This is a genomic window from Rhizobium sp. Leaf384 (genome assembly GCF_001424065.1).
Taxonomy (GTDB): domain Bacteria; phylum Pseudomonadota; class Alphaproteobacteria; order Rhizobiales; family Rhizobiaceae; genus Ferranicluibacter.
The window spans coordinates 839,557-852,354 of sequence record NZ_LMQE01000001.1; the positions used below are offsets into that span (position 1 = coordinate 839,557).

Annotated in this window: 11 protein-coding genes; 3 read left to right on the forward strand and 8 right to left on the reverse strand. The window is 65.3% G+C overall.

Annotated elements, in window-relative coordinates; translation table 11 throughout:
- Positions 1-4 precede the first annotated feature (4 nt).
- From ASG25_RS03895 to coxB, 8 genes are all read right to left on the reverse strand, one after another.
- On the reverse strand, positions 5-403 hold the full coding sequence (locus ASG25_RS03895) for a DUF983 domain-containing protein (protein ID WP_062469460.1): 399 nt from the start codon (positions 401-403) through the stop codon (positions 5-7).
- 334 nt (positions 404-737) lie between these two features.
- Positions 738-2,714: a HAMP domain-containing methyl-accepting chemotaxis protein gene (locus ASG25_RS03900; RefSeq protein ID WP_082479899.1), complete on the reverse strand. Its 1,977-nt coding sequence runs from the start codon at positions 2,712-2,714 to the stop codon at positions 738-740.
- 371 nt (positions 2,715-3,085) lie between these two features.
- Positions 3,086-3,961, reverse strand: coding sequence for a cytochrome c oxidase subunit 3 (locus ASG25_RS03905; protein ID WP_062469462.1), 876 nt, complete (start codon positions 3,959-3,961; stop codon positions 3,086-3,088).
- Positions 3,962-4,087: 126 nt separating this feature from the next.
- Complete coding sequence (locus ASG25_RS03910; RefSeq protein ID WP_082479901.1) at positions 4,088-4,744, reverse strand: cytochrome c oxidase assembly protein; 657 nt, start codon at positions 4,742-4,744, stop codon at positions 4,088-4,090.
- 13 nt (positions 4,745-4,757) lie between these two features.
- The gene (locus ASG25_RS23095; protein ID WP_062469465.1) at positions 4,758-4,898 is read right to left on the reverse strand and encodes a hypothetical protein; all 141 of its coding nucleotides are present in this window, start codon (positions 4,896-4,898) and stop codon (positions 4,758-4,760) included.
- Positions 4,898-5,851: a heme o synthase gene (locus tag ASG25_RS03920; protein WP_062469467.1), complete on the reverse strand. Its 954-nt coding sequence runs from the start codon at positions 5,849-5,851 to the stop codon at positions 4,898-4,900. The genes ASG25_RS23095 and ASG25_RS03920 overlap by 1 nt, the downstream gene beginning before the upstream one ends.
- Before the next feature lie 329 nt (positions 5,852-6,180).
- Positions 6,181-7,872: a cytochrome c oxidase subunit I gene (gene ctaD, locus ASG25_RS03925; RefSeq protein WP_062469470.1), complete on the reverse strand. Its 1,692-nt coding sequence runs from the start codon at positions 7,870-7,872 to the stop codon at positions 6,181-6,183.
- 18 nt (positions 7,873-7,890) lie between these two features.
- Positions 7,891-8,784: a cytochrome c oxidase subunit II gene (gene coxB / locus ASG25_RS03930; RefSeq protein WP_156379847.1), complete on the reverse strand. Its 894-nt coding sequence runs from the start codon at positions 8,782-8,784 to the stop codon at positions 7,891-7,893.
- A gap of 691 nt (positions 8,785-9,475) precedes the next feature.
- On the opposite strand from coxB, the gene ASG25_RS03935 reads away from it, so the two are divergent.
- From ASG25_RS03935 to ASG25_RS03945, 3 genes are all read left to right on the forward strand, one after another.
- Positions 9,476-10,015 carry an invasion associated locus B family protein gene (locus ASG25_RS03935; protein ID WP_062469475.1) on the forward strand — a complete coding sequence of 180 codons (540 nt, stop codon included), beginning with the start codon at positions 9,476-9,478 and terminating at the stop codon, positions 10,013-10,015.
- Between the two features lie 118 nt (positions 10,016-10,133).
- Positions 10,134-11,549, forward strand: coding sequence for a metalloprotease TldD (gene tldD / locus ASG25_RS03940; protein ID WP_062469478.1), 1,416 nt, complete (start codon positions 10,134-10,136; stop codon positions 11,547-11,549).
- Positions 11,550-11,792: 243 nt separating this feature from the next.
- Entirely contained in the window at positions 11,793-12,704 is a 912-nt protein-coding gene (locus ASG25_RS03945) for a hypothetical protein (protein WP_062469480.1), read from the forward strand.
- Positions 12,705-12,798 lie beyond the last annotated feature (94 nt).

Consider the following 12,798-nt stretch of genomic DNA (forward strand, 5'->3'; position numbering starts at 1 on the left):
CGGCTCAGCCACGATCGATCTCGCCGGGCCGGGCATTGTTGCGATATTGCAGATCGATCAGCACGCCCTTCAGCATGCGCGTCAACGCGAGCGACAGGACGATGGCAAGCGGGATCCAGAGCAGGAAGTGCAACCACAGCGGCGGGCTGTAATTGACCTCGGCCCAGAGGGCGGCTCCCACCGTGATGAAGCCGATGATCAGAATGACGAAGACGACGGGACCATCGCCCGCGTCGGCAAAATCATAATCGAGCCCGCAGGCGGCGCACCGCGGGCGCAGCGCGAGATACCCGGCAAACAGCTTGCCCTCGCCGCAGCGCGGGCAGCGTCCGCGCAGGCCCGCCTTGATGGGATCGACCGGCGGGTAATGCGCGGTGTCGTGACGGTCCGGTTCTGCGGTCATGTCTCGCCCCTCTCGGCGTCTCCAGTATAAGCCGGTTTACAACGGCCGGACGGCCGGGGATATCCCCGAAAGAGAAGGAAAAGCCGGCGCGCACCGGGTGGGACGCTTTGCCGCTGCCGACCCTGACGACCCTGCCGTCCCGTGCGGCTCCGCCCGGGCCCCTCGTCCCTTTCGATCCGACCGGGTCCGATCGGGTCCGATCCGGGACTTGGGGTTCCAGATGCCGGCCCGAGAGGCGGACGCATATCTTCCCCCCGCAGACTGCGGGGATCTAAAGGGTGGCAGGCGGGAGGGAGGCAGGGAGGCGCTGGCCTCCCGGCGCGGGTGGATCCGCTCAGAACTCCTCCCAGGACGCGCGATCCAGAGCCGCATTGCCCTGAACCGCAGGCCTGCGGCGCAGCGTGGTCTGGGCCGAGGTCGAGGTCGGGACCGGGGCTTGGGCTTGGGCCGGGGCCGCCATGCCGGGTCCGGAGGCCCGCAAGGCGCCGGCGGTCTGCCGGAGGGCTGCGGTCTGGCCGGTCGCGCCGCCGAGCTTGAACTGCGACACGAGATCGCGCAGCTTGCCGGCTTCGACCGCCAGCGACGCGGATGCGGCCGTCGACTGCTCGACCATGGCGGCATTCTGCTGGGTGGTCTGGTCGAGCGCGTTGACGGCCTGGTTGACCTCGGCGAGCCCGAGCGACTGCTCCCGGGCGGAGGTCGCGATGGCCTCCACATGGGTGTTGATCTCGGTGATGAAGTTGCCGATCGTGTTCAGGGCTGTGCTGGCGTCGCGCACCAGCCGGACGCCGTTCTGGACCTCGTTCGACGAGCTCTGGATCAGGCCCTTGATCTCCTTGGCGGCCTGTGCGGACCGCTGGGCGAGTTCGCGAACCTCCTGGGCAACGACCGCAAAGCCTTTTCCGGCATCGCCCGCACGCGCCGCCTCGACGCCGGCGTTGAGCGCCAGAAGATTGGTCTGGAAGGCGATTTCGTCGATGACGCCGATGATGTTGGAGATCTGCTGCGAGCTTCCCTCGATCCGCTCCATCGCCTCCTCGGCGTGGGACACGACCTTGGCCGAGCTGACGGCGCCGTCATTGGCCTGCGTTGCGACCGAGCGGGCTTCCGAGGTGCGCTTGGTCGAGGCGTTGACATTGGCGGTGATCTCGTCGAGCGCAGCGGCGGTCTCCTCGAGCGAGGCGGCCTGCTGTTCGGTGCGCTTGGAGAGATCGTCGGCGCCGGCCGAGATTTCGCGCGTGCCGCTGTCCATGGTGGAGATGCTCTCGGCAATGGCGCTGAGCGTGGAGCCGAGCTGGCTGACGGACGTGTTGAAATCGTGACGCAGGGCCTCGAACTCAGGCGCAAAGGCCTCGGTCAGCTGGAAGGCGAGATCGCCGGAGGCGAGCCGCTGCAGACCGGCGGCCAGACCGGAGGTTGCAACCTGCAGCCGCACGGTGGCGTCGGCCTCGGCCTGCTTCTGGTCGGCGATGCGGTCCGCCTCGCTCTGCACCCGGGCAGCCTCGGCTTCCGCCTCCATCCGCTTGTTGGCGATGGCCGCCTGGCGGAAGACTTCGACGGCGCCGGCCATGGAACCGACCTCGTCGGTGCGGTCGGCGAAGGGAATGACCGAGACGGTGTCGCCCTTCGCCAGATTGGCCATGGCACCGGTGATCCGGCGGATGGGGCGGGCGACCTGGCTGAGCGCGAGGTAGATGGAGAGAATGCCGATCAGGACAGCAGCGCCTGAGAGGACGATGGCAAGCTGGATCGCGGTCTGGATCACCTGCTGGTTTGCATCGCCCTGGCGCACCGCCGTGCTGCGGCTTTCCGCGACGATGCCGTCGATAATGGTGTTCAGCCGGTTCGCCAGGACCTTCATCGCGGGGCTCTGCAGCACCGCCTGCGCCTCCGTGTTCCGGCCAGCGCGGGAATGCGCCAGCAGCTCGTCTGCCGCGTCGAAATATTTCTGCATCGTCTGACGGAAATCGTCGAGTTCAGCCCGTTCGGCCGGCTCGCTGATGACCTTGGCATAGGCGTCCATCGCGCTTGAAATGTCGGCACGGGATTTCGCGACAAGGTCTTCCGCCGAGGAGAATTCCTGCGGCGTGTCGGCGAGGATATGGTCGCGCAGTGCCAGACGCAGGTCGCCCAGCGCGACATTGACCTGCTGGGAGTTGGCAAGCGATGGCATGAGGTGCTCGACGATCATGCCGCTGTTCCGATCGATGGTGCGCATCGATCCGATCGACAGGAAGGCGAGCGTGGCGGTGATGGCAAACAGACCGGCAATAGTCCCGGTCAGAGATAGGCCGATGCTTGGTCTCTTCATGGTCTTCGTTCCTACGATGGAAAATGAACCCCGTCGGACCTTAGCATTTTAGCACTTAATAAAATAGAAATACCGAAGAGACAGTTTTGCCGGTGTGGGCGCGTGCAGGATGCCGTTGGCAAGCGTCTGCCGAGGCGCCTGGCGAGGCCAAGATCGCCGTGAGAATCTGGAACATCCGCAGGATTGGGGGCACAGGCAAGATCGGGTCTTGCGATCGCTTCGGGCGCGATGGCCGGGCATGTGGCGACGGCGCGATGGCCGTGCGGCCGGTCACGGCGCGATGGCCGTGCGGCTTGTCATGGCGTGCGACCGATGACCGGAAGGCAAAGCACGACGGACGCCGCGGCGTCCGTCGTCACGTTCAGGGCCGATCAGCCGGCGAGCGGTGCGCCCCATCCACCCCAGATGTAGATGGAGAAGAAGAGGAAGAGCCAGACGACGTCGACGAAGTGCCAGTACCAAGCGGCGGCTTCGAAGCCGAAATGCTGCTGCGGCGTGAAATCGCCCTTCAGCGCCCGGATGAGGCAGACCGCGAGGAAGATGGTGCCGACGAGGACGTGGAAGCCGTGGAAGCCGGTCGCCATGAAGAAGGTGGCGCCGTAGATCGAGTCCTTGAAGGCGAAGGGCGCGTGGGCGTATTCATAGCCCTGGACGAAGGAGAACAGCACGCCGAGCAGGACGGTCAGCGTCAGGCCGCTGACGAGGCCCTTGCGGTCGCCGTGCAGCAGGGCATGGTGCGCCCAGGTGACCGTCGTGCCCGACAGGAGCAGGATGACGGTGTTGTAGAGCGGCAGGTGCCAGGGATCGAGAACCTCGATGCCCTTCGGCGGCCACTGGCCACCGGTAAAGGCTGTCCGGGTCGCCTGGATCGCCTCGCCCGGAAACAGGCTTGCATCGAAATAGGCCCAGAACCAGGCGACGAAGAACATCACCTCCGACGCGATGAACATGATCATGCCATAGCGCAGGTGCAGCGAGACGACGCGGGTGTGGTGACCTTCATGGGCCTCCTTCACCGTATCGGCCCACCAGGCGTACATGGTGTAGAGAACGATGGCGAGACCGATGAACAGGATCCAGGGATTGGCCCATTCGAGGCCGAACATCTTGAACGACCCGCCCGAGAGATAGCGCATATAGGCGACGCCGCCGAAGGCCATGACAAACGCGCCGATGGAGGCAAGCAGCGGCCAGGGGCTGGGATCGATGATGTGATAGTCGTGGTTCTTCTGATGCGTGTCGGCCATGTGATTCTCCCCGTCGTCCCCTCGCCTGAAGCGGTCCGGCGTACCGGTGCCACTCTTTCCGAACAGCCCTGTTTTTTCAAGCACTGTCCGTCTGCTGATCTCATTTCCCGCAGGTGTCTGCGGGCCTTACAGTTTTCCGGTCGTCGCCGCCGGTTGGTCCGTCTTCAGTGCAGCGACCGGCTTTGACGGCTGGCGCGCATAGAAGGTGTAGGACAAGGTGAGCGTGCCGATGTCCTTGGTTTCCGCCGCCTTGACGATCTCCGGATCGACGTAGAAGACGACCGGCATCTCCAGTTCCTCGCCCGGCTGCAGCGTCGTCTCGGTGAAGCAGAAGCACTGGACCTTGTTGAAATAGGCGCCGCCCTGCATGGGCGTGACGTTGAACACGGCCTGACCGGTGGTCGGGACGTCGGCCATGTTGCGGGCCTTGAACTCGACCTGCACGGTTTCGCCGATCTTCGGCGAGATCTCGCGCACGACCGGCGTGAACCGCCAGGGCAGATCGCCGGACACGTTGGCATCAAAGGTGACGCGGATGGTCTTGTCGAGAATCGTGTCGGAGGCCTGCTCGACGCGTTTCGTCGTGCCGTTGTAGCCGGTGACCTTGCAGAACATGTCGTAAAGCGGAACGGCGGCGTAGGCCATGCCGACCATGCCGACGACGAAGGCGACGCAGGCGCCGACGATCACGCCGTTGCGGCGCTCGGGCTGGGCCGCCGTGGTGCGCGCCGGTGCGGCGGCCGGGCCCGTTCTGCCTGCTGGTGCTGCCGGTTGCGGTGTCATGGGCACGCCTCTCCTACTGCGCGAGGCCGTTCGAGAACTTGACGAGCGTGACGACGTAGAACAGCGCCACCAGGCCGAAGAGCACGAAGCCGAGCGCGATGTTGCGGCCGCGGCGGGCCCGCTTCTGGGCCGGCGTAAGCGTGACGAGATCCATCAGAAGCCCTTTCCGAAGGCCTGCAGCAGCGCGAGGACCGCGCGGTCGGCGAGCAGCGCCGAGAAGATTGCAAAGAGATAGACGAGCGAGAAGGCAAAGAGCTTCTTGGCCGGAACCATCTTTTCGTCCGTCTCGGGCATGGACTGAACCTTGACGGCATACCAGACGAAGCCGAGGCCGAGGGCCAGCGCCACGGCGCCGTAGCCGAGGCTCGCAAAGCCGAGCAGGGTCGGACAGATGCCGGCAACCGCGGTCAGGACGGCATAGACGAGGATCTGGACCTTGGTGGCGGGAATGCCGCGGACATTGGGCAGCATGGGCACGCCGACCGCGCCGTATTCGCCCATCTTGAACAGCGCCAGCGCCCAGAAATGCGCCGGGGTCCACAGGAAGATGATGAGGAAGAGAACAAGGCTTTCGATCGAAACGCCGCCGGTTACGCAGGCCCAACCGATCATCGGCGGGAAAGCGCCGGCCGCACCGCCGATGACGATGTTCTGCGGCGTCGCCCGCTTCAGCCACATCGTGTAGACGACGGCATAGAAGAAGATGGTGAAAGCGAGGAAGCCGGCGGCGAACCAGCCGACGACGAGACCGAGGATGCAGACCGAGAAGGCCGAGAGCGTCAGGCCGAAGCCGAGCGCTTCCTGGCCGGTGATGCGGCCTGCGGGAATGGGCCGCGTCGCCGTGCGCTTCATCACGGCATCGATATCGGCATCGTACCACATGTTGAGGGCGCCGGAGGCACCGGCACCGACTGCGATGCAGAGGATGGCGACGAAGCCGATGAAGGGATTGATGGTACCCGGCGCAAGCACCATGCCGGCGAAAGCCGTGAAGACGACCAGCGACATGACGCGCGGCTTGAGGAGCGCCCAGTAATCGCGCGCCGAGGCCTCCGACAGGCGGAATTCGCCGTCATTGAGGTTTCCGGTGGTATCGATGACGGTCATTCCAGCTGTCTTCCTTCAAGCGTTTTCGGGTGGGGCTTCCGGCCCCTGCTCCGGCGACACGTGCGCCCGAAGGCTGCCTCACCGGGCCATTCCCATGACAGGCCGTGCCCTGTGTCTGCCCTGACCCGGGCCTTCACTTTGGCCCTTCACCCTGGCCCCTTCACCTTGGCCCCTCCCCCTAGCAGGGCGAGGAAACAGGCCTCAAGCCTGCGGCCACGATGCGGGGATCCGGGCGGTCGCCGCGTGTCCCTTCGCCCCGCACCGCGGGGACAAGGTGCCGGGCGGCGGATGAGGGGCGCGCCACGTGAGCGCCCCCTCTTCCTTGGCCCTTACCGGATGCGGGGCAGCTGCTCCCACTGGTGGAACGGCGGCGGCGAAGACAGCTGCCATTCCAGCGTGTTGGCGCCTTCGCCCCACGGATTGTCGCCGGCGACCCGCTTCTTAGAGAAGGCCTCGAACACGCCGTAGAGGAAGATCAGCACGCCGACGGCCGAAATGTAGGAGCCGATCGAGGAAACGAAGTTCCAGCCCGCGAACGCATCGGGATAGTCGATGTAGCGGCGCGGCATGCCGGCAAGGCCGAGGAAATGCTGCGGGAAGAACACGAGGTTCACGCCGATGAACATGACCCAGAAGTGCAGCTTGCCGATGAACTCGTTGTACATGTAGCCGCTCATCTTCGGGAACCAGTAGTACCAGCCTGCGAAGATGGCGAAGACGGCGCCGAGCGACAGAACGTAGTGGAAGTGCGCGACCACGTAATAGGTGTCGTGCAGGGCGCGGTCGAGACCGGCATTGGCCAGCTGGACGCCCGTGACGCCGCCGACCGTGAACAGGAAGATGAAGCCAATCGCCCAGACCATCGGCGTCGCGAAGCGGATGGAGCCGCCCCACATCGTCGCGATCCAGGAGAAGATCTTCACGCCCGTCGGGATGGCGATGACCATGGTGGCGAACACGAAGTAGCGCTGCGTGTCGAGCGACATGCCGACCGTGTACATGTGGTGCGCCCAGACGATGAAGCCGACGGCGCCGATCGCCACCATCGCGTAGGCCATGCCGAGATAGCCGAAGATCGGCTTGCGCGAGAAGGTGGAGACGATGTGGCTGATGATGCCGAAGCCGGGCAGGATGAGGATGTAGACCTCGGGGTGACCGAAAAACCAGAACAGGTGCTGGAACAGGATCGGATCGCCGCCGCCTTCGGGCGCGAAGAACGACGTGCCGAAGTTGCGGTCCGTCAGCAGCATGGTGATGCCGCCGGCCAGGACCGGCAGGGACAGGAGCAGCAGGAAGGCGGTGATCAGCACCGACCAGGCAAAGAGCGGCATCTTGTGCAGCGTCATGCCCGGAGCGCGCATGTTGAGGATGGTGGTGATGAAGTTGATCGCACCGAGGATCGAGGACGCGCCGGCAATGTGCAGGCCGAGAATCACGAGATCCATGGCGGGCCCGGGTTGCCCCGCTGTCGAGAACGGCGGGTAGATCGTCCAGCCCCCGCCCGCACCGTAGCCGCCGGCCGGACCTTCCACGAACATGGAGAGAAGGACGAGCAGGAAGGCCGGGATGATCAGCCAGAAGGAGATGTTGTTCATGCGCGGGAACGCCATGTCCGGTGCGCCGATCATGATCGGCACCATCCAGTTGGCAAAGCCGCCGATCATCGCGGGCATGACCATGAAGAAGATCATGATCAGCGCGTGCGCGGTCGTGAACACGTTGTACATGTGCTTGCCGCCGTCGATGGCAGCGTCGCCCTCGAAGCCGTAGACCATGGACGCCAGACCGTGGAAGATCTGGATGCCCGGCTCCTGCAGCTCGGCGCGCATGAAGACCGACAGCGTGCCGCCGATGATGCCCGCGAAGATCGCGAAGATCAGGTACAGCGTGCCGATGTCCTTGTGGTTGGTCGACAGGAACCAGCGCTGGAAGAAGGTCAGCGGCTTGTGGACGTGGTCATCATGCGCGTGATCGAGCGAATGATCGTGAAGGTGATCGGTGTGCGCGGTTGTTCCGGCCATTGTTTCCAGCTCCCCGAATTACTGTGCGGCGGCGGCGGCGACGTCAGTCGTCTTCACCGCATCGACGGAGGCCATCAGGGCCTTGTTGGCGTCGCCGATATTGGCGGCAGCGGCGGTCAGCCAGGTGTCGTATTGCTGCTGGCTGACGACGCGGATGGCGATCGGCATGAAGGCGTGGTCCTTGCCGCAAAGCTCGGAACACTGGCCATAATAGAGACCCTCGCGATCGGCCTTGAACCAGGTCTCGTTGAGACGACCGGGCACGGCATCGATCTTGACGCCGAAGGACGGCATGGCGAAGGCGTGGATCACGTCGGCGGCGGTCACGAGCACGCGCACCGTCTTGCCGACGGGCACGACGACCTCGTTGTCGACGGCCAGGAGGCGCGGATAGGCGCTCTTGTCTTCCTTGCCGAGGGCGGCGCGGTCTTCTTCCTTCATCAGAAGGCTGTCGAAGGAGAGCGGCGTTTCCCCGACTTCATATTCATAGGACCAGTACCACTGGTTGCCCGTGGCCTTGAGGGTCAGGTCCGGATTGGCCGGCGGTGTCAGCTGCGCGGTCAGGAGCTGGAACGACGGAATGGCCAGGAACAGAAGCACCACGACGGGGCCGACGGTCCAGGCGATCTCGATCGCGGTGTTGTGGCTGGTGCGCGAGGGAACCGGGTTCACCTTCTCGCGGAACTTCAGCACGACCACGACCAGCAGGGCCAGCACGAACAGCGTGATCGGGATGATGAACCACAGCGTGTAATGCTCGAACCAGGTAACCTCTTCCATGATGCCGGTCGCGGCCGCCTGGAAATTGGTCTGCCACTCGACCGGCTTGTCCGCGAGCGCCGTGCCCGCGGAAAGCAGACAGCTTGCCGCCGTCACACATGCCGCGAGACCCGCAAAAGCCTTGTTTCTCACCATTCGTAATTCCCCTCTCCATCCCGCTCTCGCCGGATCGGACAATCTCCGCCCTTTACAGCGCTTCAAACCACAGTTTGACCAGTGCCGCAACATCTCTCCGCGCACCGCAGGCAACGGTCCGCTCCTCGTGCGCAGAATGCCACAGAAGGACCGCCGCCGCCACCGGGGGACACAGCTTCTCCATGCGGCATTTTGCGCAGCGCGGGGCGGCATTTTGCGCAGCGCGGGTGTGGCGTGTCCCGAAATGCTCGAGCGGTATCCCGCGCAGCGCGGGGCGGCATTTTGCGCAGCGCGGGTGTGGCGTGCCCCGAAATGCTCGAGCAGTATCCCGCGCAGCACGGGGCGGCATTTCGCGCAACGCGGGGGCGGCATGTCCCGAAACGCTCGAGCGGTATCCCGCACAGCGCGGGGGCGGCATTTCGCGGTGAGTGTGGACAGAGCCCGTGCGCGCGGGATAGATGGAGCCGCAGACGGGATGCCACGGTGCCAAGGGCTGGAACATGCGGGTCGCATTTCCGCCACACCGCCCTTTGATAGAACGTCGCCTGCCTTCCACGGGACACCGCGAAAGCCGGGCGACACGAGACGCGCTCCGCCCCGACAGGGGTTCACAGGCCCTTCCGGGGGTTTTCATTTCCGGGCCGGCCCTTCAAGAATAGCCGGACTGATTCGGTAGTTTGAGGTTTTCATGGGCCTGTCCCCGCTTTTTCGCCCGTCGATCATCGGAGTTGCCCTCGCTCTGGCGCTGCCTCTGGGCCTCCTGCCCACGGGTGCCATGGCGCAGCAGACGCCCGCGGCCCCCGGCACCGTCAAGTCGAACCACGGCGCCTGGTCGATCGTCTGCGACCAGCCGGCCGGCGCATCGGCCGAGCAGTGCGCATTGATGCAGAACGTGATCGCCGAGGACCGGCCGGAGGTCGGCCTGTCGGTGGTGGTGCTGAAAACCGCCGACCGCAAGGCAAAGATCCTGCGGGTTCTCGCGCCGCTCGGCGTGCTCCTGCCGAACGGGCTCGGCCTCAACGTCGACGGCAAGGATATCGGCCGGGCCTATTTCGTCCGCTGCTTCTCCGATGGCTGCTATGCCGAGGTGGTGCTGGAGGAAGAACTGCTCAAGACCTTCCGCTCCGGCGCGACGGCGACCTTCATCGTCTTCCAGTCGCCCGAGGAAGGCATCGGCATTCCCGTCGACCTCAAGGGATTCGGCGAAGGCTACGACGCCCTGCCGTAAACCGGCAATGCCGCAAGACGACGCGCCCTGCCGTGCCGGAACGAGCATGCGACCCGCCTTGCCCCTCCCCCGGCGCGTGCCTACATAGCGGCTTCACCCAGTCTGACGGAGATGCTCCATGAACACCGATCTCATCACCCTGTTCGATGGCGACGAGGCGACGGTGCGACGCATTCTTGCCGAGACCCTGAAGGGCGCCGATGACGGCGAGCTGTTTCTGGAACACATCCAGTCCGAATCGCTCTCCTTCGACAATGGCCGCCTGAAGGGTGGCAGCTTCAACACGGACCAGGGTTTCGGCCTGCGCGCGGTGGCGGGCGAAGCCGTCGGCTACGCGCATTCCGGCGATCTCTCGCTGGCCGCGCTGAAGCGCGCATCGGATGCCGTGTCCGCCGTGACGCGCGGCTATGCCGGCTCCTATGCCGCAGCCCCGCAAAAGACCAATCGCCGGCTCTATGGCGACGAGAACCCGATCGGCGAGCCGAGCTTCGAGGCGAAGGTCGCGCTTCTCTCCAACATCGACGCCTATGTCAGGGCCAAGGACCCGAAGGTCCGCCAGGTCACCGCCTCGATCGCCGCGAGCTGGCAGGTCGTCGATATCCTGCGCGCCGACGGGGCGCATGTGCAGGACATCCGGCCGATGACGCGGGTCAACGTCTCCGTCGTCGTCGGCGACGGCGACCGGCAGGAAGCCGGCTCCTACGGATTTGGCGGACGGCGCGGCTTCGGCGATCTGATCACCGGCGAGACCTGGCGGCACGGCGCCGACGAGGCCCTGCGGCAGGCGCTGGTCAATCTCGAGGCGATCGACACGCCGGCCGGCACCATGGACGTGGTGCTGTCGTCGGGCTGGCCGGGCGTCATGCTGCACGAGGCGGTCGGCCATGGGCTCGAAGGCGACTTCAACCGCAAGAAGACATCCGCCTTTGCCGGCCTGATCGGCGAACAGGTGGCGGCCAAGGGCGTGACTGTGGTGGACGACGGGACGATCGAGTCCCGCCGCGGATCGCTGACCGTGGACGACGAAGGCACGCCGTCCGCCTCCAATGTGCTGATCGACGACGGAAAACTGGTCGGTTACATGCAGGATCGGCAGAATGCGCGCCTGATGGGCATGCAGGCCACCGGCAACGGACGGCGCGAATCCTACGCCCATGTGCCGATGCCGCGCATGACCAACACCTACATGCTGGCCGGCGACAAGACGCCGGAAGAGATCATCGCATCGGTGAAGCGCGGCATCTATGCCGTGTCCTTCGGCGGCGGCCAGGTGGACATCACCTCCGGCAAGTTCGTCTTCGGATGCACCGAAGCCTATCTGATCGAGAACGGGAAGGTCGGCGCTCCGGTGAAGGGCGCCATGCTGATCGGCAACGGGCCGGACGCCATGAAGCGCATCACGATGATCGGCAACGACATGGCGCTCGATACCGGCATGGGCAATTGCGGCAAGGGCGGCCAGTGGGTGCCGGTCGGTGTCGGCCAGCCGCACCTGCGCATGAACGACATGACGGTCGGCGGCACGCAGGCCTGACCGGCGCGTCGTCGTCTCACGCAAAAAACGTTCGGCATCCAGCGAATCGGCAAGGTTCGCTCGATGTCGTGCGCAGTCGAACGGAACTTTTCCATATCCTTGTGGTTGATGCAGGTCATAACCGGACAGTACGTCCGGACAGCAAGGAGAGACATCATGGGACGCGGAATTCTGCTCTGGCTTCTGGGGATTCCGATCCCGATCATCATCCTCATCATGCTGTTCGTGCGCTAGGAGGCAGAGATGGCAAAGCCTCTCACCGCCGCCATTCCCGCGGCGGCAGCCTCCGTGTCCTCGGCCGAATCGGCGAAGTCCGCCGTCAGCTGGGGCGCGATTTTCGCAGGTGCCGTGGCCGCCTCGGCCCTGACCCTGCTTCTTACCCTCCTCGGCTCCGGTCTCGGCCTCAGCGTCGCGTCGCCGTTCGGCAATGACGGTCCGTCGGTCACCACCTTCGCCGTGTCCGCGGCCGTCTGGATCGTCATCGTGCAATGGCTGTCATCGGCCTTCGGCGGCTACATGACCGGACGCCTGCGCACCAAATGGAGCGGCATCCACAATGACGAGGCGTTCTTCCGCGACACCGCCCATGGCATTCTCGCCTGGGCCATCGCGACCCTCGTCGCCGCCGGCCTGCTCGGCTCGGTCATCTCCTCCACCATCGGCACCGGCGTACAGGCGGCAGCCTCGCTGACCGGCACGGCTACCGCCGCAACGGTGGGCGCAGCGGCCACCTCCGACACCGCCGGCAATGCGACGTCCTATTTCGTCGATACGCTGCTGCGTCCGGCGGATCCGCGCACCGCGCAGACGGGCCCGAATGCTCCGGACGCCACGTCCGAGGTTTCGCGCATCCTGATGAACGGGGCGACGACCGGCACGATCCCGGAAGGCGACCGCACCTATCTGTCGCAGCTGATCGCGGCTCGCACGGGCCTTTCGGAAGCCGATGCCAACACGCGCGTCGACAGCGTTCTGAAGAGCATCGAGGATGCGAAGACGGCCGCTGCGGATGCCGCCGAGACGGCCCGCAAGGCCAGCGCCACCACCGCCCTCATCGGCGCCGTGTCGCTGCTGATCGGCGCCATCTGTGCCGGTATCGGAGCTGCCCTCGGGGGTCGCCAGCGCGACGACGACAACCTCTATATCCGTCGCTAGATCATCCGATCATTGAACGAACCCGGCGGGCCGCGAAAGCGGCCCGTTTGCGTTCGGTCATGCTTCCCTAATTTGCCCGACATCGCAGCTTGGT